We start from the raw sequence: 19,263 nt of genomic DNA, 5'->3' as shown, positions 1-19,263 counted from the left end.
CATTTACTGTCCCATCCCCTTCAGTACAAATTGTATTTGTATTTCAGTAAATTGTTCGAGCGAATATTCTTTGCCGAGTGCCCATCTTCTAAATGCCCACATTTGCCCTTGAACGACAAGTGTATGGGCATACAGATTGATTTGTTCATCTGTTAGCTCAAGTTCCCCTGCTTGTTTGCAGCCAACCAGAATCTTTTGAAAAATCTCGACCATTTCTAATTCCTTCGTGAGTACGTATTGCAATGCGCTTTTTGGTAAAGACTTTGTTTCTTGATACATAACAACGAACTCATCTTGCATATCATCAATAACCCCGTAATAGTGGCGGATAGCCGTTTTTAAGCCTTGTGTTGTACCATTTTGAAGTGAAATTTGCGATAGTTTGTTATGCACTTCATGGTAAATACTATCGCAAACTAAATATAGTACATCTTCCTTTGTCCGAATATATTCGTACAGCGTTCCAATACTAAATCCAGCTTCTTTTGCAATTTCTCTCGTTGTTGTTCGGTGAAAGCCTTTTTGTTTAAATAATGTAACTCCCGCACGGATCATCTGAAGACGCCTTTTTTCGATGAGGCTTTCATCTTTTATAGATGTTATTACTTCATGCTTTTTATCCATAGGCATCTATTACTTCGTTAACATACGAGAAATAACAAGGCGTTGAATTTCTTGTGTTCCCTCGTATATTTGTGTGATTTTCGCATCGCGCATATAACGTTCCACTGGATAATCTTTCGTGTAGCCATATCCCCCGAAAACTTGCACTGCTTCTGTCGTAACTTTCATCGCTGTGTCTCCAGCCATTAGCTTTGCCATTGCCGATTCTTTACCGTACGGAAGCCCGTTAGATTCTAGCCATGCAGCTTGATATGTTAGTAATCGTGAAGCTTCTGTTGCTGTCGCCATGTCTGCTAGCTTGAAGGATACCCCTTGGTTTGCAACGATTGGTTTACCGAATTGTACACGTTCTTTTGCATATCCTACTGCTGCATCTAGTGCTCCTTGTGCAATTCCTACTGCTTGAGCGGCAATTCCGTTACGACCGCCATCCAAAGTTTTCATCGCGATGATGAAGCCTTCTCCTTCTTCCCCAAGAAGGTTTTCTTTTGGTACACGGCAATTATCAAAAACAATTTCTGTTGTAGGAGAAGAGCGAATGCCTAGTTTCTTTTCTTTTTTCCCTACAGAGAATCCTGGGAAATCTGCTTCTACGATAAATGCGCTCGTTCCTTTATGTTTGGATTCTGGATCTGTTACTGCAAATACGACATATATATCTGCAATGCCGCCATTAGTAATAAAAATTTTAGAGCCGTTTAATACATAGTCGTCGCCATCTAATTTGGCTGTCGTTTTCATGCCACCAGCATCTGAACCAGAGCCTGCTTCTGTTAAACCGTAGCCGCCAATTTTAGAGCCTTCTGCCATAGGACGAAGGTATTTTTGTTTTTGCTCTTCATTGCCATATTTGAAGATTGGCCATCCAGCAAGTGAAGTATGTGCAGAAAGTGTTACCCCTGTTGAAGCACAAACACGAGATAGTTCTTCTACTGCGATACAGTATGCAAGGTAATCAGAACCGATTCCACCGTATTCTTCTGGCCAAGGGATTCCCGTTAATCCAAGCTCCGCCATTTTGTCGAAGATTTCACGGTCAAAACGTTCTTCTTCGTCGCGCTCTGCTGCTGTTGGTGCCACTTCGTTTTCTGCAAAATCACGTACCATTTTACGAATCATTTCATGTTCTTCTGAAAGTTGAAAATTCATTGTCATTCCCGCCTTTTTGGTAGTTTTGCTTAGTTTAGTTGCTCTTCTATATGATTTGGTTGCTTTCGAGCGTTCCTTGGTTGATCTCGCTGATAGATTAGTTGCTCTTCTGCATGAGTTGGTTGCCCTTACCCATTTACAGTAAATTTATTTAATTTATTAGATGTTTACTAATAACTATTCTTTGGATTTCGCTTGTGCCTTCGTAGATTTCGGTTACTTTTGCGTCTCGGAAATAGCGCTCTACTGGATAGTCTTCTGTATAGCCGTATCCACCGAATACTTGCACTGCTTCGATTGCTACATCTACTGCTGTTTTTGTTGTAAATAGTTTCGCCATCGATGCTTCTTTTCCACAAGGAAGTCCTTGGTCACGAAGGCTTGCTGCTCGGTAGACAAGTAGTCTTGCTGCTTCTACTGCTGTGCCCATATCGGCTAGTTTAAAGCCTACCCCTTGGTTGGCAGCTATTGGCTTGCCGAATTGCACACGCTCTTTTGCATATCCTACCGCGGCTTCAAACGCGGCTTCCGCAATACCAAGTGCTTGTGTCGCAATTCCGATTCGACCTGTATTTAAATTCGCCATGGCGATTTTAAATCCTTCCCCTTCTTCGCCGAGTCGATTGGCTACAGGAATTTTCATATCTTCAAATGTTAGCTGCACTGTTCTAGAACCGTGCAAGCCCATCTTCTCTTCATCTTTTCCGACGATAAAACCTGGTGTATCTTTTTCTACAATAAATGCTGTGATTCCTTTGGAGCCTTGCGAAGGATCAGTAGAAGCAAAAACGATATTCACATCTGCTTCTCCCCCATTGGTAATAAATACTTTAGAACCATTCAATACATAGTGGTCATCTTTTTTTACAGCTTTTGTTTTCAAGGCACCCGCATCGGATCCAGCAGATGGCTCCGTTAGGCAAAATGCTCCTAAATATTCTCCACTTGCTAGTTTGGGAATGTATTTATTTTTTTGTTCTTCATTACCAAAGTAAAGAATTGGATTTGTACCAACAGAAGTGTGGACAGAAAGAATTACTCCGACTACAGCACTTACTTTGGAAAGTTCATTAACCGCGATCACATAGCTTGTGAAATCCATTCCGGAGCCGCCGTATTCCTCTGGGACAGTAATTCCCATTAATCCGAGTTCTCCCATTTTCCGTATTATTTCACGCGGAAACTCCCCTTGTTCCATGCGTTCGATAAAAGGTTCAATTTCTGTTTTAGCAAAATCCCTGACCATGTTGCGCATCATAAGTTGTTCTTCAGTAAACTTTAGCTCCATCTAAATTTCCCCTTTATTATTCGTAAATGTAGAAACCTCTACCAGATTTTTTCCCTAACCAACCAGCTTTTACGTATTTTCTAAGTAATGGACATGGGCGATATTTACTATCTCCGAATCCTTCATGTAAAATTTCCATAATGTATAAACAAGTATCTAAGCCGATAAAGTCTGCCAGTTGAAGGGGACCCATTGGATGATTCATCCCTAGTTTCATCACATCATCAATCGCTTCTTTTGATGCAACGCCTTCATACAGTGTATAAATGGCTTCGTTGATCATCGGCATTAAAATGCGATTGGAGACGAAACCTGGAAAGTCATTTACTTCGACTGGTACTTTGCTTAGTTTTTTCGTCATTTCTTCAATAGCTGTGTATACTTCATCCGATGTTGCAAGACCACGAATAATTTCTACAAGCTTCATGACAGGAACTGGGTTCATAAAATGCATGCCAATTACTTGTTCTGGACGATTCGTCACCGCCGCAATTTCGGTAATTGGTAACGATGAAGTATTGGTTGCTAAAATGGTGTGCTTTGGTGTAATTTCATCTAGTTGTTTGAAAATAGATTGCTTGATTTCCATATTTTCTACTGCTGCTTCTATGACGATATCTACGTCTTTCGCGTCTTCGATGGAAAGTGATTTCGTTATATTGTTTAGTACTGCTTGTTTTTCATCTTCTGTCATGCGACCTTTTTCCACATTGCGTGAAAGATTTTTTGTAATTGTTTGAAGCCCGCGCTCGTAATATTGTTCTTCTCGATCATTTAGCTTTACTTCAAATCCCGCTTGTGCACAGACTTGTGCTATTCCTGCCCCCATTTGCCCTGCACCGATTACCATTACTTTTTGGATTGTCATGCCTTACTTCCCCCTGTTTTTGGAACTTCGATCATTATTGCGTCCCCTTGCCCGCCACCTGAACAAATGGCTGCAACACCAATTCCACCACCACGGCGTTTTAACTCATAGGCAAGTGTTAAGATAATGCGTGCTCCGGATGCTCCAATTGGATGCCCAAGTGCGACTGCACCACCGTTTACATTTACTTTTTCTTCGTCTAACCCTGCAATTTGACTGCTAACTAGTGCTACTGCTGCGAACGCTTCATTTATTTCAAATAAGTCGATATCCGCTAATTTTTTTCCAGTTCGATCAAGCAATTTATTAATGACGATTCCTGGTGTTTGCGGGAAGTTTTCAGGCTCAATAGCAATTTCAGCATGTCCGATTACATATGCAAGTGGCTCTTTTCCAAGCTCTTTTGCTTTTTCTTCATTTGTTAAGACGATTGCACATGCCCCGTCATTGACTCCTGGTGCATTTCCAGCTGTAATCGTTCCATCGCTTCCAAATGCTGGTTTCAATTTAGCAAGCGATTCGATGGATGTATCACGTCGTGGTGCTTCGTCTTCTTTTACGATGACTGGATCGCCTTTTCGCTGAGGTATTTCCACTGCAACAATTTCTTCTGCTAAAACTCCATTGTCGATTGCTTTTAAAGCCAGATCATGACTTCTAAAGGACCATTCATCCTGTTTCTCACGTGATAACTCAAACTCCTGCGCAGTGGAGTTTCCGTATGTTCCCATATGCACTTTTTTCGGATGGAATGAACACGAAAGCCCGTCATAGATCATGCCATCTACTATTTGGCCATCTCCCATACGAAGACCAAATCGTCCTTTTGGTAAATAATAAGGAGCACCCGACATCGATTCCATTCCACCTGCAACGATTATTTCTTCATCCCCAAGTCGAATCAATTGATCTGCTAAACTAACACTTCTCATACCAGAAGCACAAACTTTATTGATCGTTTCTGTTTTCACTGACCAAGGAATTCCTGCTTTTGTTGCCGCTTGTCTAGAAGGAATTTGCCCTTGCCCTGCCTGTAAAACCGTTCCCATAATTACTTCATCGACTTCTACTGCGCCAACACCGGCGCGAGTCAACGCTTCTTTTATGGCAATTCCCCCAAGATCCGAAGCTGTCAAACTACTAAGTGCTCCACCAAACTTACCAAAAGCTGTACGCGCCCCATCTAAAATCACTGTTTTTGTCAACATAGCCACCCCTTTTTGTATGCGCTTTCATCACCTGTAAAATAAATAACAAGTTGACTGAACGCTCGCTCAATTTGACTTGTTAGAAAAAGGGAGTATCGACTACTCCCTTTGCTGTTACTTCTAGTTTACGAAACTGTTAAACTATTTGCAATATATTTATCAAACAATTGCTTCTTCTTTTTCTTCCTCTTCGGACGTTGGTGTGAATTCCCCGAAAATAGATTTCTCCAGTAATTCAGCAATATCGTATGTTCCTACAGTTTCTTCTACTTCTTTTGCTTTAGTACCATCCGAAAGCATGGTTAAACAGTATGGACAACCAGATGAAATAATCGTTGGATTTACTTCTAACGCTTGTTCTGTTCGAGCTACGTTTATGCGATTTCCTACATGTTCTTCCATCCACATTAGTCCGCCACCTGCTCCACAACACATACCCGTTTCACGGTTACGATCCATTTCCACTAATTTCACACCAGGAATTGCTTTCAATACTTCTCGTGGTGCGTCGTATACATCGTTGTATCGACCTAAATAACAAGAATCATGGAATGTAATCGTTTCTTCTACTGCATATTGTGGTTTCAAGCGACCCTCTTGTACTAAGTCGTAAAGCATTTCCGTGTGATGCAGTACTTCCCCGTTCCAGCCAAAATCACTATATTCGTTTTTAAAGATATTATATGCATGTGGATCAATTGTGACGATTTTTGTTACGCCAGCTTTTTCAAATTCAGAAATATTCGATGTTGCTAACTCTTGGAATAAAAACTCATTTCCTAATCTGCGCGGCGTGTCTCCAGAGTTCTTTTCTTTATTGCCAAGAATAGCGAATTTCACTCCAGCTTCGTTCATCAAGTGAGCAAATGCTAAGGCAATTTTTTGCGAGCGATTATCGAATGATCCCATCGAACCTACCCAGAATAGATATTCAAATTCTTCTCCAGCTTTTGAAACTTCTTTCACTGTTGGAATATGAATTTCTGGTCGAGCATCTCTCCAGTTTTCTTTTTCTTTACGGTTTAAGCCCCATGGATTTCCTTGACGCTCAATATTCGTCATTGCGCGTTGTGCATCCGGGTCCATTTTTCCTTCTGTCATGACTAAGTAGCGACGAAGGTCGATAATTTTGTCGACATGTTCATTCATTACTGGACATTGGTCTTCACAGTTACGGCAAGTAGTACAAGCCCAGATTTCTTCTTCTGTAATAACATCGCCAATTAGGGATGGGCTATAAATGTCTTCGATGATTGCCCCTTCTGCTCCAGCAGCCATTGCCAGTTGGTTCCCTTTTGTTCCTTGGAAAGCAAGTGCTGGTACCCAAGGTTTTGCCTTTGTTTCTACTGCTCCTGTGAACGTTAGGTGATCACGAAGTTTGGTGATTAAGTCCATCGGAGACAGCATTTTACCTGTTCCTGTTGCCGGACACATATTCGTACAACGACCACACTCTACACATGCGTAGAAGTCGATCATTTGTGCTTGCGTAAATTCATGTATATTACCGACACCAAATGATGGCATCGCTTCTTCATCAGCTTCTTCGTCTTCTTCCTCTTCGAAATTAATCGGACGTAGTTTCCCTACATTGTCTAAACGATGGAAGTAAACGTTTGCAGGACCAGTAATTAAATGGAAATGCTTCGATTGTGGAACGTATACTAAGAATGTTAGTAAGAATAATAGATGTGCCCACCACATGATATAAAAAATCGTTGTAGCAGCCGCGGTTGGCAATATTCCAAAAATTATTGCTACAGATGATGCAATCGGCTCCGACCAAGTTGCTGCGTGATCATGCCAAATCATGCCCATACCGTTACCAACTAAAACGGAAACCATTAGTCCCCCGATGAAAATGAGTACTAGTCCACTTTTCCATCCTCTTTTTAAACGAACTAATTTTTCAATATAGCGTCGGTAGAATGCCCACACAACTGCTATTAAAATAACAAAAGTTACTATTTCTTGGAAAAACGTAAAGGCTGGATACAATGGACCTAATGGTAAATGCGAGCCAGGCGCTAAACCTTTCCAAATGAAATCAATTGCTCCAAATTGAACAAGTAAAAACCCGTAGAAGAACATTACATGGATTGCTCCACTTTTCTTATCTTTTAACAGTTTCTTTTGTCCAAACACATACACCCAAATTTTATGGAGTCTTTCTTTCACATTGTCTTCAAACTCTACTTTTTTCCCAAGTTTAATATATGCATACCTTGTTTTTAACAAATATGCGAACAAACCAATTGCGTACAAAGTAACTGCAATAAACAACACCCAGTTAGCGATTAACAATGGATTCATCTTATCCTCTCCCCCTTAAAGACGTAAAATGATGTTATGCATAGAATACCATTAGGCTAATAGATTAATAAAGAATTAATTTAATATTAAAACTGAATGAGCATTCAGTCAACAGTTATTTTCAAGAATAGTCTAAATTCACTCTACTGTTTTTCATCATTAGCCTAACATACTATGACCACCGTTAATAGAAAACACTTGGCCTGTGATCCAATCAGACTGCTCACTTAGTAAAAACTGCATCATTCCTGTAATATCTCCCGGTTTGCCTAAACGTTGAAGAGGATACCCTTTTACAATTTTACGATACATGTCCTCTCCCATTTGCAAGTCATCTTGATCGATTAAACCGAGTGAGACAGTATTACATTGAATTTGTTGTCGACCTACTTCTTGAGCCAAAGACTTCATGAAACTTATAACTCCATTTCTTGCTGCTGCGGATACGATGAGTTTTCGATCACCAGTGCGCGCTGAATCCCCAACAATTGTAATAAACTTACCTTCCTCTCTTTCTTTCATAGAAGGCACGAATGTGTAAGCTAAGTTTAATACCCCATTTAAACAAACATCGATTTCTTTTTTCCATTCATTTGGTTCATAGTCAAAGAAAGACTTCATTTGCCCATATCCTGCATTATTTATAACACCAAATACTGGTCCTAGCTGCTCTTGGATGGCTTTGTTCATCCTTTGCACCTCTTCCAAATTTGCGATATTTGCTTGGAAACAAGCAACTTTACTTCCTAACGATTCAATTTCTTTAGCTGTTATCACTGCTTGTTCAGCAGATTGGTTGTAATGCAGTGCAATAGTTGCTCCTTCATTTGCCGCTGCAATAGCTATTGCCTTTCCAATTCGATTTGCTGCCCCTGTTACTAAAATTATACGACCACTTAGTGAGTTACCCATTTTCTACACTTCCTTTCTAGATAGAAAAAAACAGGAGCAGAATTGGCTCCTGTTGATTGTACTTTTTACACCATTGCCAATCCACCATTGACCGATAATACTTGACCAGTTATATAGTTTGCCTCTTCTGAAGATAGAAAAGCTACAGCATTTGCTATGTCTTCTGGTTGTGCGAGTCGTCTAAATGGAATGGCTTTAATAAGCGCTTCTGCGATGCCAGCATTGTATTCGCCAATTTCTTTAAATAATGGCGTATCCGCGGGACCCGGTGCAATACTGTTTACATTGATTTTATGTCTTGCCATTTCACGTGCTAATGTTTTCGTAAAAGCAATTACACCACCCTTTGCCGCGGAATAAACAGCTTCTCCACTTGAACCAACACGTCCAGAGTCAGAGGAAATGTTGACAATTTTTCCGTATCCATTTTCAATCATGAGCGGAAGGATCGTTTTACACGTATGAATTTGACCTAATAGGTTAATATTTAAAATCGTTTCCCAAGTAGAAGGCTCACTTTTTAAAAATGGTTCAATTTTATCCCATCCAGCATTATTCACAAGTATATCGATACGACCTAGTTTACTTACAGCTTCTTGCACAGCTTCTTCAACACTGCTCAATTTGGTTACATCACAATACACTGCAATAGCTTCTCCACCGGCTCGTTCTATGAGTGATACTGTTTCATTTGCATTTGCGTCATTCACATCCGACACAATAGTTGTGATGTTTTTAGCTGCTAATGTCAATGCAATCTGTCTACCAATTCCTCGTCCAGCACCTGTGATAAAAGCGACTTTATTTGTCATGTTCATTTCCCCCTTACCTTAGTTTGTAACATCCTCTGTAATCAGTTCACGTAATTTAAATTTTTGTATTTTCCCACTGGCTGTCTGCGGGAAATTTTCAAGTATTTCTAATCGCTCTGGCCAATATTGTTTTGCTACCCCTTTTTCTTCTAAGAAAACTTGAAGCAGTGGTAATGTAAGCGGTGTTGTATCTGGCTTCATGCGGATGAAAGCACATGCTTTTTCTTGCAAGCGTAAGTCAGGCATTGCAACAATTTGAGCGATTGCCACATCTGGATGCTCATACAAAATATTTTCAATATACACGACTGGAATATTTTCTCCGCCGCGAATAATGACGTCTTTGTTTCGTCCAGATATTCGAATATATCCGTCTTCATCCATAATTGCTCGGTCACCAGTTATAAACCACCCATCATGGAATTCCGAAAGCGTTTGTTCCATCTGTTTTAAATAACCGACAAACAGCGCTGGACCTTTACAAAGCAAGCTACCCTCTTCATTAGCGGGTAGTTCATTGAAATCAGTATCCACGACTTTCACGACCATTCCCGGAAACGCAACCCCATCTGTATTCGTTAATTTTTCTTCCGAATCGTTCAACTTAGTAAGCGTCACAAGTCCATCTTCGGTTTGCCCCCACCCGGATAGGATGGAAAAGCGTACGACATCCTCGTCTTTTCGAATAAGTGCACGTGGTATTGGTGCACCAAGTGCCACAAATGCACGCAATGACTCTAAATTATATTTCCCTATATCCGATGATTGGATGGTATCTTGTAAAAATGGCGTTGCACCAGCTGTGAACGTAATCTTTTCTTTTTCTACTAGTTGTAAAAACTCTTCCGGATTCCAGATATCTTGATACACAGCTGTCCCACCGATATGCGTAGGTAAGCGAACGCCATATCCAAATCCTGTCTGATGCGCGAAAGTAGAAGCCATGAACATGACATCATCACTCGTTAACCGCAAACGTTCAATCCAATAGTTAGTAGACACGCATAGTGTATTATGCGTATGCATAACCCCTTTCGGATTACCCGTCGTGCCTGATGTGAATATAATTTCAGTGACATCATTTGGATCGTGTTGAATGTCATTTAAAATGGCGAGATCTCTCTTTGTTTCCCACGGGGTATCAAATAAATAACTTAAAGGTTGTGCATCACTCGGAATATCATCGCCAATAACAAACAAATGCTTTAGCGAAGGTAGTTTTGGTCGAATCGCTTGTACCATCTGTACGTAATCATAATTACGGAACTTAGATGGAATAATAAGTACTTTCGATTCAACCATACCAACCATATAGGAAATTTCGCGTTCTCGATAAATTGGAATTAATGGATTTGTAATAGCTCCAATTCTAGTAATCGCGTAGTGTAATATGATAAATTCGTTCCAATTAGGCAGTTGTATAGATACAACATCGCCTTTTTCAATGCCTAATTCCAATAAACCTAATGCTACTCGGTCGACCATCTTGCCCAATTCCTCGTATGTATAACGGGAATTTTTATCAATAATTGCTTCTTTTTGTGGATACTTTTCGATTGCATCGTTCAAGTAATTCAAAATCGTTTTATACGGCCAAACAGATTGATACCCATCTATCAGATTCGCAGTTAATAACGTTTCGAGTTTCATCCTTTTCCTCCTTCATTATCCACGGAATTTATTGAAGTTGACTGGTCGTTTTTCTAAAAATGCTTCTTTTCCTTCGTTCGATTCTGCTGTGTTATAAAACATCGCTAAGCTCCCCATTGCAAGCTGAGAGATACCTTGTATGCTAGCACTATCTGCATTGAACGAGTATTTAAGCATTTGAATAGCTGTTGGACTTTTTTGCAAAATCTTTTCCGCCCATTCTTGAGCTGCTTGTTGCAATTCATTGGCAGGTACGACTTTATTGACAAGTCCCATTTCTTTACATTCTTCTGCAGTATATTGTTCACATAAGTACCAAATTTCACGAGCTTTCTTTTCCCCAACAATACGTGCTAAGTAAGCGGAACCGAAACCTGCATCATAGCTACCGACTTTTGGTCCACTTTGCCCAAACTTCGCAGTATCTGCAGCAATAGTTAAATCACAAATTACATGTAATACATGTCCTCCGCCAATAGCGAACCCATTAACAGCTGCAATAACAGGCTTTGGAATATTGCGAATTACTTGGTGCAATGATTCTATTTCAAGACCGATTCCACCGCCTAAACCACCGGAATAATCATAACCGCCTTCATTTCCTTTTTCTTTTTGGTCACCCCCAACACAAAAAGCTTTTTCACCAGCACCAGTTAGAATTACTGCTCCAATTCGCAAATCGTCCCATGCATCGCGAAAAGCCCAAATTAGCTGTTGAATCGTCTGTGCTCGAAATGCGTTATAAACGGCAGGTCGGTTAATCGTAATTTTTGCAATACCGTCTTTCTTTTCATATAAAATATCCGTCAAATCGATTTGCGCTGTATTTTCGGTTGTGTTTTTTGTCGTTTCCATTGTTCCTATCCCCTTTGTTTTTTAGTAAGTACGGAACTCTTTTCCAATAATACTTTTTGCAATAACCATTTGGTTTGCTTGCGCAGTACCGTCTCCAATCTCTAATCCAATCACATCACGTAAACGCTGCTCTAAAGGCATTTCTTTCGTATACGCATAGTGACCATTTAACAATAAACATTCATGAATTGCTTCTACACTATATTTGGGACCAAGCCATTTTACGCTAGAAGATTCCTTCGAATGTTCCAAATTATTATCGCGTAGCCATAACCCTCGATAAGCTTGCCATTTAATAAGTTCTAGCTGAGTAAAATGCGTCACTAAGGAAAATGACACCGCTTGGTACGTTGCTAACGGACGACCAAATGATTTTCTAATTTTGACATGTTCAATGGTCTCATCAATACTTTGCATCGCCGTTCCTACACATTGCAAGCCGATCAATAAGCGGCTTAAATCGAAACCGTTCATTACTTGAGAAAATCCTTTGTTTTCACTTCCGATCAAGTTGGAAACCGGAACTTTCACGTCATTCATATAAAGGGAGCCCCGTCCTATCGGAATATTTCCCATATCTTCATAACCTTTTGTTTCTAGTCCATCCAACCCAGCTGGTACTAGAAATGCGCTAATTCCTTTATTGCCGAGTGATGGATCTGTTTTAGCAAAAATGATAAATGCATCGCCGCAAGTGGCTACGCTAATGCCGGATTTTTCTCCATTTAATACGTAATAATCCCCATCTAATTTTGCTGTCGATTGGATTCCACCAGCATCAGTTCCAGCAGATGGTTCTGTAATTGCGATCCCGACAATTTTGTCCCCACTAGCAATTTGAGGAAGCCATTCTCCTTTTAAATCTGCACTTCCATACTTTGCAATAATTTCACCGATTAAGGCATTTAACATGACTGCATACGTTAAGTTAAAATCGCCTCTCCCTATTTCTTCTGCTGCGATACCTGTTGTGATGCAATCAGCTCCGCTACCACCATACTCCTCTGGAATACGTAGTCCATTTACCCCTAAATCGCCAAGTCTTTTCCATAGATGCCTAGGGGTGATGCCTTCACGATCCCATTTTGTATAATGAGGAAGCAGTTCCTCTTTAGTAAAGTCCCGTAAAATCTTTCGGAACTGCTCCTGTTCTTCTGAAAATTCAAAATTTAGCATACAGATATTCCCCTTTTTCGCCCATATATTTTAGTTAAAATACTGGCAGTTTTCTATTATCGTTGTAATCCCTTGTCCCCCGCCAATACATAATGTGACTAATCCATATCTTGCTTTTTTTCTTTGTAATTCATTTATAAGTTTTGTCATTAAAATTGCACCTGTTGCTCCTATTGGGTGTCCCAGCGCAATTGCTCCACCGTTGACATTTACTTTTTCTAGCTCCATACCAGCTTCTTGTATAACGGCTAAAGCTTGAGCAGCAAATGCTTCATTCAACTCAATGACATCTATATCTTGGAGCGTCAAGTTGGCTTGTTTTAACGCTTTTTGTGTAGATAATACTGGTCCAATTCCCATTAGTTCCGGTGAAACACCTGCAACTGCTTGGGCGATAATTTTCGATTTCGGTTGTAAAGCATATGCTTCCATCTTTTCTTTCGTCATAAGTAGTAAAGCTGAAGCCCCGTCATTTCTACCACTTGAGTTACCAGCTGTTACTGTTCCACCTTCTTTAAAAACAGCCTTTAAATTTCGAAGCGATTCAAGTGATGTTTGACGTGGATGCTCATCTACTGCGACTTGCACAGTGGATTTTCTTGTTTTTATCTCATATGGGATAATCTCTTCTTCAAAACGACCTTCCGCAATTGCTTGTAATGCTAATTGCTGGCTACGAAGTGCAAACTCGTCTTGTGCTTCTCTCGAAATATTATATTTTTCCGCTAGATTTTCAGCTGTATAGCCCATTGTAAATGTGCCGTATTGATCTATTGGTTGCGAGTGAACTTGGCTCTCTGTGTTTGGGTCACATAACACACCGTTTCCTATATTAAATCCGTATCGCGCATTTCGTAAATAGTACGGTGCGGTGCTTAAACTCTCCGTACCACCTGCGATAACAACATCTTGTAAACCGAGCGCTATTTGTTGCGCGGCGTTATTAATGGCCTGTAAGCCGGAGCCACATTGGCGGTGTACGGTGTAACCCGTAACGTCTTCTCCTAGCTTGGCATGTAGCGCTGCAACTCGTGCAATATTTGCCGCATCAGCACTTTGTCTTGCTTGTCCTAAGATAACTTCATCCACTTCAATAGATGGGTTTGTTTTCTGTAATAGCCCTCCAATGACATGGGCTGCTAGTAAATCCGCTTGCACTTCTTTATAAGCCCCACCAAGTTTTCCGATAGCTGTGCGAACCCCTTCTACAATGTAAACATCTCTCATCCAACTTACCCCCTAGGCGCATATTCTCTATTTAGCTCAGATGCAATAATATTCCGTTGTATTTCAGATGTTCCTTCATAAATTCTTGTAATGCGTGCGTCCCGGAAAAAACGTTCAATTGGATAGTCTTTCATATAACCTAATCCACCGTGCACTTGAAGCGCACTGTCAGCTACTTTGTTATATACTTCTGAACCGTAAAGTTTTACCATAGCCGCTTCCTTCACAACTCGCTCCCCTTGATCCACCATCCATGCAACCCGATATGTAAACGAGCGCAATGATTCAATTTGCAATGCCATATCGGCAATCATATGTTGAACTGCTTGAAAGTTAAAAATTGGTTGGTCAAACTGTTTACGTTCTAGAGCGTGTTCCATAGAATGCTCTAACAAACGTACAGATGAACCCAAACATCTCGCCGCCATACCTGCACGTCCATTTGCTAAAATTTTTAGTGCATTGATATACCCTTCTCCTTCTGTACCAAGGACATTTTCAGCTGGAATTTCTACATTTTCAAAGTAAAGTTCCGCTGAATTGGATCCACGTAAACCTAATTTTTTTTCTGGGGCACCAATCGCAAACCCAGGTGTTCCTTTTTCTAAGATAAAAGAAGTAATTCCACGCGCGCCTTTTGTCGGGTCCGTCACCGCCATTACAGTAAATACATGCGCATCATGTGCATTTGTAATATAGTGCTTAGAACCATTTAAAATATATTTATCCCCACGCCTTACAGCAGTTGTTTTTAGATTAGCCGCATTGGAACCTGCATCTGGCTCCGTTAATGCAAAAGCACCGATCCATTCTCCTGTCGCCATTTTCGGCAAGTATTTCTTTTTTTGTGCTTCATTTCCGAATTCCACAAGTCCTACAGAACCAATGCCAATATGACAAGATATTAATGTTGTGTAGCCATTATGTGTTTTTGCAAGTTCTTCCAGAATGGCGCATTTGTCTACCATACTTAAACCTAATCCGCCATATTCTTCTGGGACGCTAAGACCAAATAACCCTATTTCCTTTGACATCGATACAAGATAAGGAGGAATCGCATTTTCCTCTTCAATTTGGTTGGCAACTGGTTCTACTTCTTCTTTTACAAACTTTCTTACTATCTCTTTTAATGACTCAATCTCCTCGGAAAATTGGAAATTCATCATGCTTCCCCCCTATTATTTGTTTATAAATACCGCATCCCTTTTTTCTATGAAAGCCCTAGTACCTTCTTCTTTATCTTCTGTTCCAAATAAAACCGCCGTCGATAATTTCTCCATCCATTGCGCAGTCTGCATATCTACATCAGCTCCACGATTAACTGCAACCTTTGCTAATTGCAAAGCAACTGGTCCTTTTTTCAAAATAGCGTTTGTAACAGAAGCAAGTGTCTTATCTAACTCTTCTTCTGTCGTATAATAGTTCACTAACCCAATACGCTCTGCTTCCTCGCCATCAATCATCCGACCGGTTAAGATTAAATCGAGTGCACGTCCTTTTCCGATTAATCTTGGTAAGCGCTGCGTGCCGCCAGCACCTGGGATAATGCCAAGATTTAACTCTGGCAATCCAAATTTCGCCTTTTCTGTAGCAATTCTTAAATCACATGCCATCGCTAATTCACAACCACCACCAAGCGCATATCCGTTAATAACTGCGATTGTCACTTTCGTACACTGTTCGATTTTTGAATATAATCCTTGCATACCTGGGACAAGTGCATCAAGTGTTAGTCGTTCATGTAAAGCTTTAATATCCGCACCCGCTGCAAATGCTTTTCCACCTGCACCTTGCACGACTACAATACGAACTTCTTGCTGATTTTCTACATAATTAAATGCTTTCTCTAACTCTTGTTGCATTTTGGTATCTAATGCATTTCGAACTTCCGGACGATTGAGCGTAATATAGGCAATCTGTTGCTCAATTTCTAGTTGAATATTTTCAAATGCGGTCAATATCCATCACTCCTCTCTGTAATCGTAAACACCTTTGCCAGTTTTTTTACCGAGTCGACCTGCCTTCACATATTTCACTAGAAGAGGACTTGGTCTATATTTTTCACCCAATGTTTTATATAAATATTCCAATGTCCGCAAACGTGTATCCAATCCTACAAGATCACCCATTTCAAAAGGTCCCATCGGATGATTTAAACCAAGCTTGATCGCTTTATCGATATCTTCCGCTGATGCAACACCTTCCATTAACATATTCATTGCTTCATTGCCAATAAGTACATTCATTCGTGATGTGACAAATCCAGGAAATTCATTTACTTCAACCGATTCTTTTTGCAATCGTTCCGTTACCGCTTTAATCACTGCCACCGTATCGTCAGATGTATCAAGCCCTCGAATGATCTCTACCAACTTCATTTTGTGTACAGGATTGAAGAAATGCATCGCAACTACTTTATCCGGACGTGACGTTTGTGCACCGATTTCCGTTGGACTAAGGGAAGATGTATTGGTCGCTAAAATAGTATCCGGGTGACAGTGACGATCTAGCTTCTGGAAGAGCTCTATTTTGATGTCCATGTTTTCTATAATTGCTTCAATGACTAAGTTCGATTCCTGCACAGCGATTTCTAAATCCGATTCATAATATATCCTTTTTAAAGCGCTTTCTTTTTGCTGGGTTGTGATGAATCCTTTTTCTTCGCTATGCGAAGCTATCTTTTCAATTTCATTTTTTGCTTTCAGAAGACTTGCTTCCGCAATATCTTGCAGTACGATTGAAAATCCATTTAATGCACATGTATAGGCAATACCACTACCCATAATGCCCGCTCCTACAACTGTAATTTTTTGTACCATCTAATCTCTCCTATTCTTACTGATGAACTTTGTTATCACTTTCTATATTTTTCACTTTTCTGATAATAGTGGAGGCATTGACTTCTAAGATTTTCGCCATTTTTCTATAGGAAATCTGTTGTGTACTCAGCAGTTGAATTAATTCTCTTTCCACTTCCATCACTGCTTGTTTTAATGGAATGATTTTATTGACCACAACCGCCTTTTGTAATTCCTGCTCTTTATCCTTTAAGTAATACATTAATTGTTCCTTATTAAGGACTACTTCTGGCCAAGTGACAACAACTTGCTCTAAACATTCTTGAATACCTAATAAATTACGCTCCCATTTAGTAGAAACGATATAATCTAGTGCATCTTCAGTCAATATGATTTCCCGATTATATTTCTCTCGTAATTGACTTATAAACTGGTGCACAATCAACTTAACATCATCTGTTCTCGTTTCTAAAGTTGGAATGGTAACTGTCATCGCATTTACTAAATAATACAATCGTTCACTAAAAGCATGCGGACCTTCAAATGTTATTTCTTTACTTACAGAAGCTATAAACCTAACATCTACTTTTGATTCAGACTGTTCCTTTGATTGGTGCATAATTAGATTTGCTAATTGATCTTGCAATGTAACAGGCAGATAATCCATATTTTTTATATACAAAATGCCACCTTCTACTGTTTGTAATAAACGCAAAAACTGGTGTGGTTCTCCTACTAATACCTTTTTCAATTCAGCATAGCTTTTTCCTCGGCAATCTATTTCTATAAAAAGAGCTTCTTTTCGATCGCTGTTTCGCATAATTTCTTTTGCTAACTTGGAACGACCTGACCCAATATCTCCTTTAATAAGGACTGGCGCACTCACTTTAGCTATTTTTTGAATTTCGTTTGCTATTTCGTTCATTTCTTTACTTTGGTGTATATAGGCCATAGATTGCTCCATGTATAGCAAATGCTTTAACGTTTTTTTCATCTGAATCATTTGTTGTTCAGCTACTCTTTTAGCCGTAATATTCCTTACTCGTACAATGATTTTTTGAGTAGTTTCGTCTTCTACTACAGGCTCAAATTGAAAGTGACATATTACTCCTTGCCCTATCGTTCCTTCGTAGTGCCTTATTTTCTTCAACCGAACTACATCGTTTATCGTCCTAAAAAAGATTTCCAATTGGTTTTTATCATTTATTATGGACAAATATAGCTGTTGGAATTGATTATTTTTCCTCAAAATATTACCCGATACATCTACAATGGCGATACCATTTTCGCTGTTCCCCATCAAAGCCTCATTTTCCTTTACAAGTTCTCGCACGGTATCTAGTTCCGATGATAACTTCTCAATTTTTGAAATATCATCAAAAACACCTACTGCACCAACTAGTTGCTTTCCATCAAAAATAGGTTCCCGGTACGAGATATACCATCTTTTTCGTACTTTATATTTCTCCACATGTCCTTGCCCGTCTTGCAATACTTGCAACAGACCTTCAGGAGGCACAATATCTGTAATAAATTGACCAATCGCTTTTTCCTTCGGTACACCTGAAATTTTTTCTCCGGCTGGATTTATCATAGTCACATTGCCTTCAATATTGACTGCCATAATACCACTAGGAACCGCATTAAATATTGTATTAAAGTGGTATAGTTCAAACTGTTGCTTTTTCACAACGAATGAAAGATAGCCTTGTCTGTCTATAGCACCAACAATTTCTTTGTCTTTTTGTAAAATATACAACTCTATTTCGTTCGGCATGTCCATGATAGTATTTGGTTCGCCGTCAACGATGTCGAATTTTTTATTGAGCACTTTTGCCAAAGTCATCAATGATTCCATATCTTCTACATAGTCAAATCCTATTTCATAGCAATGTTTAAGTAACTCGGTGCTCGTGAAAAAACCTTCTATTTTCCCTAGTCGATTCAAAACAATTCCGTATTGATATTGTTGTTCCATAAAATCTTTCACAACCATATGGAGTGAATGCAGTGTAGTTTTGTATACACCAACTGTTTGGATTGAAATGGATGTTTCCATTTTTACACCTACTTTCAACTGTTGCAGTTTTGCAACATATTTTTAGTTATATGTATATTAAATATTTTTATTATTATGTCAATTGTCGTGTTACAACAACAGTAGCACAAAGAATTTTAGGTATCAATTTCACTTGGGGCATCATCTACGCTTTGTTTGCGGCAAAAGTTTATGTATATGATATTAGGAAAGTTTTATTTGTTGCATTAATGCAACGAAATTAGGAAAGGTGTTATTTTATCGGCTTTTCTAAAAAATGAAGGATGTGTATTATCCGAAAAATTATATTGTAATATATTAAAATATTTTTGAATTTTCTTTTTA

17 protein-coding genes are annotated in these 19,263 nt (G+C 39.5%); 1 reads left to right on the top strand and 16 read right to left on the bottom strand.

The features are described 5' to 3' along the window. Positions 1-3 precede the first annotated feature (3 nt). The 16 genes from ACIQ38_RS01830 to ACIQ38_RS01755 form a co-directional block, all read right to left on the bottom strand. Positions 4-624 (bottom strand): TetR/AcrR family transcriptional regulator, encoded by a 621-nt coding sequence (locus tag ACIQ38_RS01830; RefSeq protein WP_402819546.1) that lies wholly within the window; start codon positions 622-624, stop codon positions 4-6. 9 nt (positions 625-633) lie between these two features. Next, the gene (locus ACIQ38_RS01825) at positions 634-1,773 is read right to left on the bottom strand and encodes an acyl-CoA dehydrogenase (RefSeq protein WP_402817245.1); all 1,140 of its coding nucleotides are present in this window, start codon (positions 1,771-1,773) and stop codon (positions 634-636) included. Positions 1,774-1,924: 151 nt separating this feature from the next. Further along, positions 1,925-3,061, bottom strand: coding sequence for an acyl-CoA dehydrogenase (locus tag ACIQ38_RS01820; protein ID WP_402817243.1), 1,137 nt, complete (start codon positions 3,059-3,061; stop codon positions 1,925-1,927). A gap of 16 nt (positions 3,062-3,077) precedes the next feature. After that, positions 3,078-3,929, bottom strand: a complete 852-nt coding sequence (locus tag ACIQ38_RS01815; RefSeq protein ID WP_402817241.1) for a 3-hydroxybutyryl-CoA dehydrogenase — start codon at positions 3,927-3,929, stop codon at positions 3,078-3,080. After that, complete coding sequence (locus tag ACIQ38_RS01810) at positions 3,926-5,134, bottom strand: acetyl-CoA C-acetyltransferase (protein WP_402817239.1); 1,209 nt, start codon at positions 5,132-5,134, stop codon at positions 3,926-3,928. Before ACIQ38_RS01810 ends, ACIQ38_RS01815 begins: the two co-directional genes overlap by 4 nt. 162 nt (positions 5,135-5,296) lie before the next feature. Continuing rightward, positions 5,297-7,450 carry a heterodisulfide reductase-related iron-sulfur binding cluster gene (locus ACIQ38_RS01805; RefSeq protein WP_402817237.1) on the bottom strand — a complete coding sequence of 718 codons (2,154 nt, stop codon included), beginning with the start codon at positions 7,448-7,450 and terminating at the stop codon, positions 5,297-5,299. Positions 7,451-7,609: 159 nt separating this feature from the next. Next, positions 7,610-8,362: an SDR family NAD(P)-dependent oxidoreductase gene (locus ACIQ38_RS01800; protein ID WP_402817235.1), complete on the bottom strand. Its 753-nt coding sequence runs from the start codon at positions 8,360-8,362 to the stop codon at positions 7,610-7,612. Positions 8,363-8,427: 65 nt separating this feature from the next. Then, a complete protein-coding gene (locus tag ACIQ38_RS01795; protein ID WP_402817233.1) occupies positions 8,428-9,174 on the bottom strand; it encodes an SDR family NAD(P)-dependent oxidoreductase in 747 nt (248 codons plus the stop codon). 18 nt (positions 9,175-9,192) lie between these two features. Beyond that, entirely contained in the window at positions 9,193-10,824 is a 1,632-nt protein-coding gene (locus ACIQ38_RS01790) for an AMP-binding protein (RefSeq protein WP_402817231.1), read from the bottom strand. Positions 10,825-10,839: 15 nt separating this feature from the next. Then, positions 10,840-11,679, bottom strand: coding sequence for a 1,4-dihydroxy-2-naphthoyl-CoA synthase (gene menB, locus ACIQ38_RS01785; RefSeq protein WP_402817229.1), 840 nt, complete (start codon positions 11,677-11,679; stop codon positions 10,840-10,842). 21 nt (positions 11,680-11,700) lie between these two features. Continuing rightward, the gene (locus tag ACIQ38_RS01780) at positions 11,701-12,855 is read right to left on the bottom strand and encodes an acyl-CoA dehydrogenase family protein (protein WP_402817227.1); all 1,155 of its coding nucleotides are present in this window, start codon (positions 12,853-12,855) and stop codon (positions 11,701-11,703) included. A 30-nt stretch (positions 12,856-12,885) separates the two neighbouring features. After that, positions 12,886-14,082: a thiolase family protein gene (locus ACIQ38_RS01775; RefSeq protein WP_402817225.1), complete on the bottom strand. Its 1,197-nt coding sequence runs from the start codon at positions 14,080-14,082 to the stop codon at positions 12,886-12,888. 5 nt (positions 14,083-14,087) lie between these two features. Further along, a complete protein-coding gene (locus ACIQ38_RS01770) occupies positions 14,088-15,245 on the bottom strand; it encodes an acyl-CoA dehydrogenase family protein (RefSeq protein ID WP_402817223.1) in 1,158 nt (385 codons plus the stop codon). A gap of 15 nt (positions 15,246-15,260) precedes the next feature. Further along, the gene (locus ACIQ38_RS01765; RefSeq protein ID WP_402817221.1) at positions 15,261-16,040 is read right to left on the bottom strand and encodes an enoyl-CoA hydratase/isomerase family protein; all 780 of its coding nucleotides are present in this window, start codon (positions 16,038-16,040) and stop codon (positions 15,261-15,263) included. A 6-nt stretch (positions 16,041-16,046) separates the two neighbouring features. Continuing rightward, positions 16,047-16,901 carry a 3-hydroxyacyl-CoA dehydrogenase gene (locus ACIQ38_RS01760; RefSeq protein WP_402817219.1) on the bottom strand — a complete coding sequence of 285 codons (855 nt, stop codon included), beginning with the start codon at positions 16,899-16,901 and terminating at the stop codon, positions 16,047-16,049. 16 nt (positions 16,902-16,917) lie between these two features. After that, complete coding sequence (locus ACIQ38_RS01755; protein ID WP_402817217.1) at positions 16,918-18,939, bottom strand: sigma 54-interacting transcriptional regulator; 2,022 nt, start codon at positions 18,937-18,939, stop codon at positions 16,918-16,920. Here ACIQ38_RS01755 and ACIQ38_RS01750 point away from each other — a divergent pair. Then, a complete protein-coding gene (locus ACIQ38_RS01750) occupies positions 18,930-19,163 on the top strand; it encodes a hypothetical protein (protein WP_402817215.1) in 234 nt (77 codons plus the stop codon). The genes ACIQ38_RS01755 and ACIQ38_RS01750 overlap by 10 nt on opposite strands. Positions 19,164-19,263: the final 100 nt, after the last annotated feature.

Origin of the sequence: Psychrobacillus sp. NPDC096389 (assembly GCF_044762855.1) — a bacterium.
GTDB lineage: Bacteria > Bacillota > Bacilli > Bacillales_A > Planococcaceae > Psychrobacillus.
This window is presented reverse-complemented; position numbering and strand designations above follow the sequence as displayed.

What these genes read in the sequence shown, in the direction of transcription:
- ACIQ38_RS01750 (WP_402817215.1), top strand. Translation starts at nt 18,930, where the DNA reads ATGTTTCCATTTTTACACCTACTTTCAACTGTTGCAGTTTTGCAACAT.
- ACIQ38_RS01820 (WP_402817243.1), bottom strand. Translation starts at nt 3,061, where the DNA reads ATGGAGCTAAAGTTTACTGAAGAACAACTTATGATGCGCAACATGGTC.
- ACIQ38_RS01815 (WP_402817241.1), bottom strand. Translation starts at nt 3,929, where the DNA reads ATGACAATCCAAAAAGTAATGGTAATCGGTGCAGGGCAAATGGGGGCA.
- menB (WP_402817229.1), bottom strand. Translation starts at nt 11,679, where the DNA reads ATGGAAACGACAAAAAACACAACCGAAAATACAGCGCAAATCGATTTG.
- ACIQ38_RS01800 (WP_402817235.1), bottom strand. Translation starts at nt 8,362, where the DNA reads ATGGGTAACTCACTAAGTGGTCGTATAATTTTAGTAACAGGGGCAGCA.
- ACIQ38_RS01805 (WP_402817237.1), bottom strand. Translation starts at nt 7,450, where the DNA reads ATGAATCCATTGTTAATCGCTAACTGGGTGTTGTTTATTGCAGTTACT.
- ACIQ38_RS01775 (WP_402817225.1), bottom strand. Translation starts at nt 14,082, where the DNA reads ATGAGAGATGTTTACATTGTAGAAGGGGTTCGCACAGCTATCGGAAAA.
- ACIQ38_RS01780 (WP_402817227.1), bottom strand. Translation starts at nt 12,855, where the DNA reads ATGCTAAATTTTGAATTTTCAGAAGAACAGGAGCAGTTCCGAAAGATT.
- ACIQ38_RS01795 (WP_402817233.1), bottom strand. Translation starts at nt 9,174, where the DNA reads ATGACAAATAAAGTCGCTTTTATCACAGGTGCTGGACGAGGAATTGGT.
- ACIQ38_RS01755 (WP_402817217.1), bottom strand. Translation starts at nt 18,939, where the DNA reads ATGGAAACATCCATTTCAATCCAAACAGTTGGTGTATACAAAACTACA.
- ACIQ38_RS01790 (WP_402817231.1), bottom strand. Translation starts at nt 10,824, where the DNA reads ATGAAACTCGAAACGTTATTAACTGCGAATCTGATAGATGGGTATCAA.
- ACIQ38_RS01770 (WP_402817223.1), bottom strand. Translation starts at nt 15,245, where the DNA reads ATGAATTTCCAATTTTCCGAGGAGATTGAGTCATTAAAAGAGATAGTA.
- ACIQ38_RS01830 (WP_402819546.1), bottom strand. Translation starts at nt 624, where the DNA reads ATGGATAAAAAGCATGAAGTAATAACATCTATAAAAGATGAAAGCCTC.
- ACIQ38_RS01825 (WP_402817245.1), bottom strand. Translation starts at nt 1,773, where the DNA reads ATGAATTTTCAACTTTCAGAAGAACATGAAATGATTCGTAAAATGGTA.
- ACIQ38_RS01760 (WP_402817219.1), bottom strand. Translation starts at nt 16,901, where the DNA reads ATGGTACAAAAAATTACAGTTGTAGGAGCGGGCATTATGGGTAGTGGT.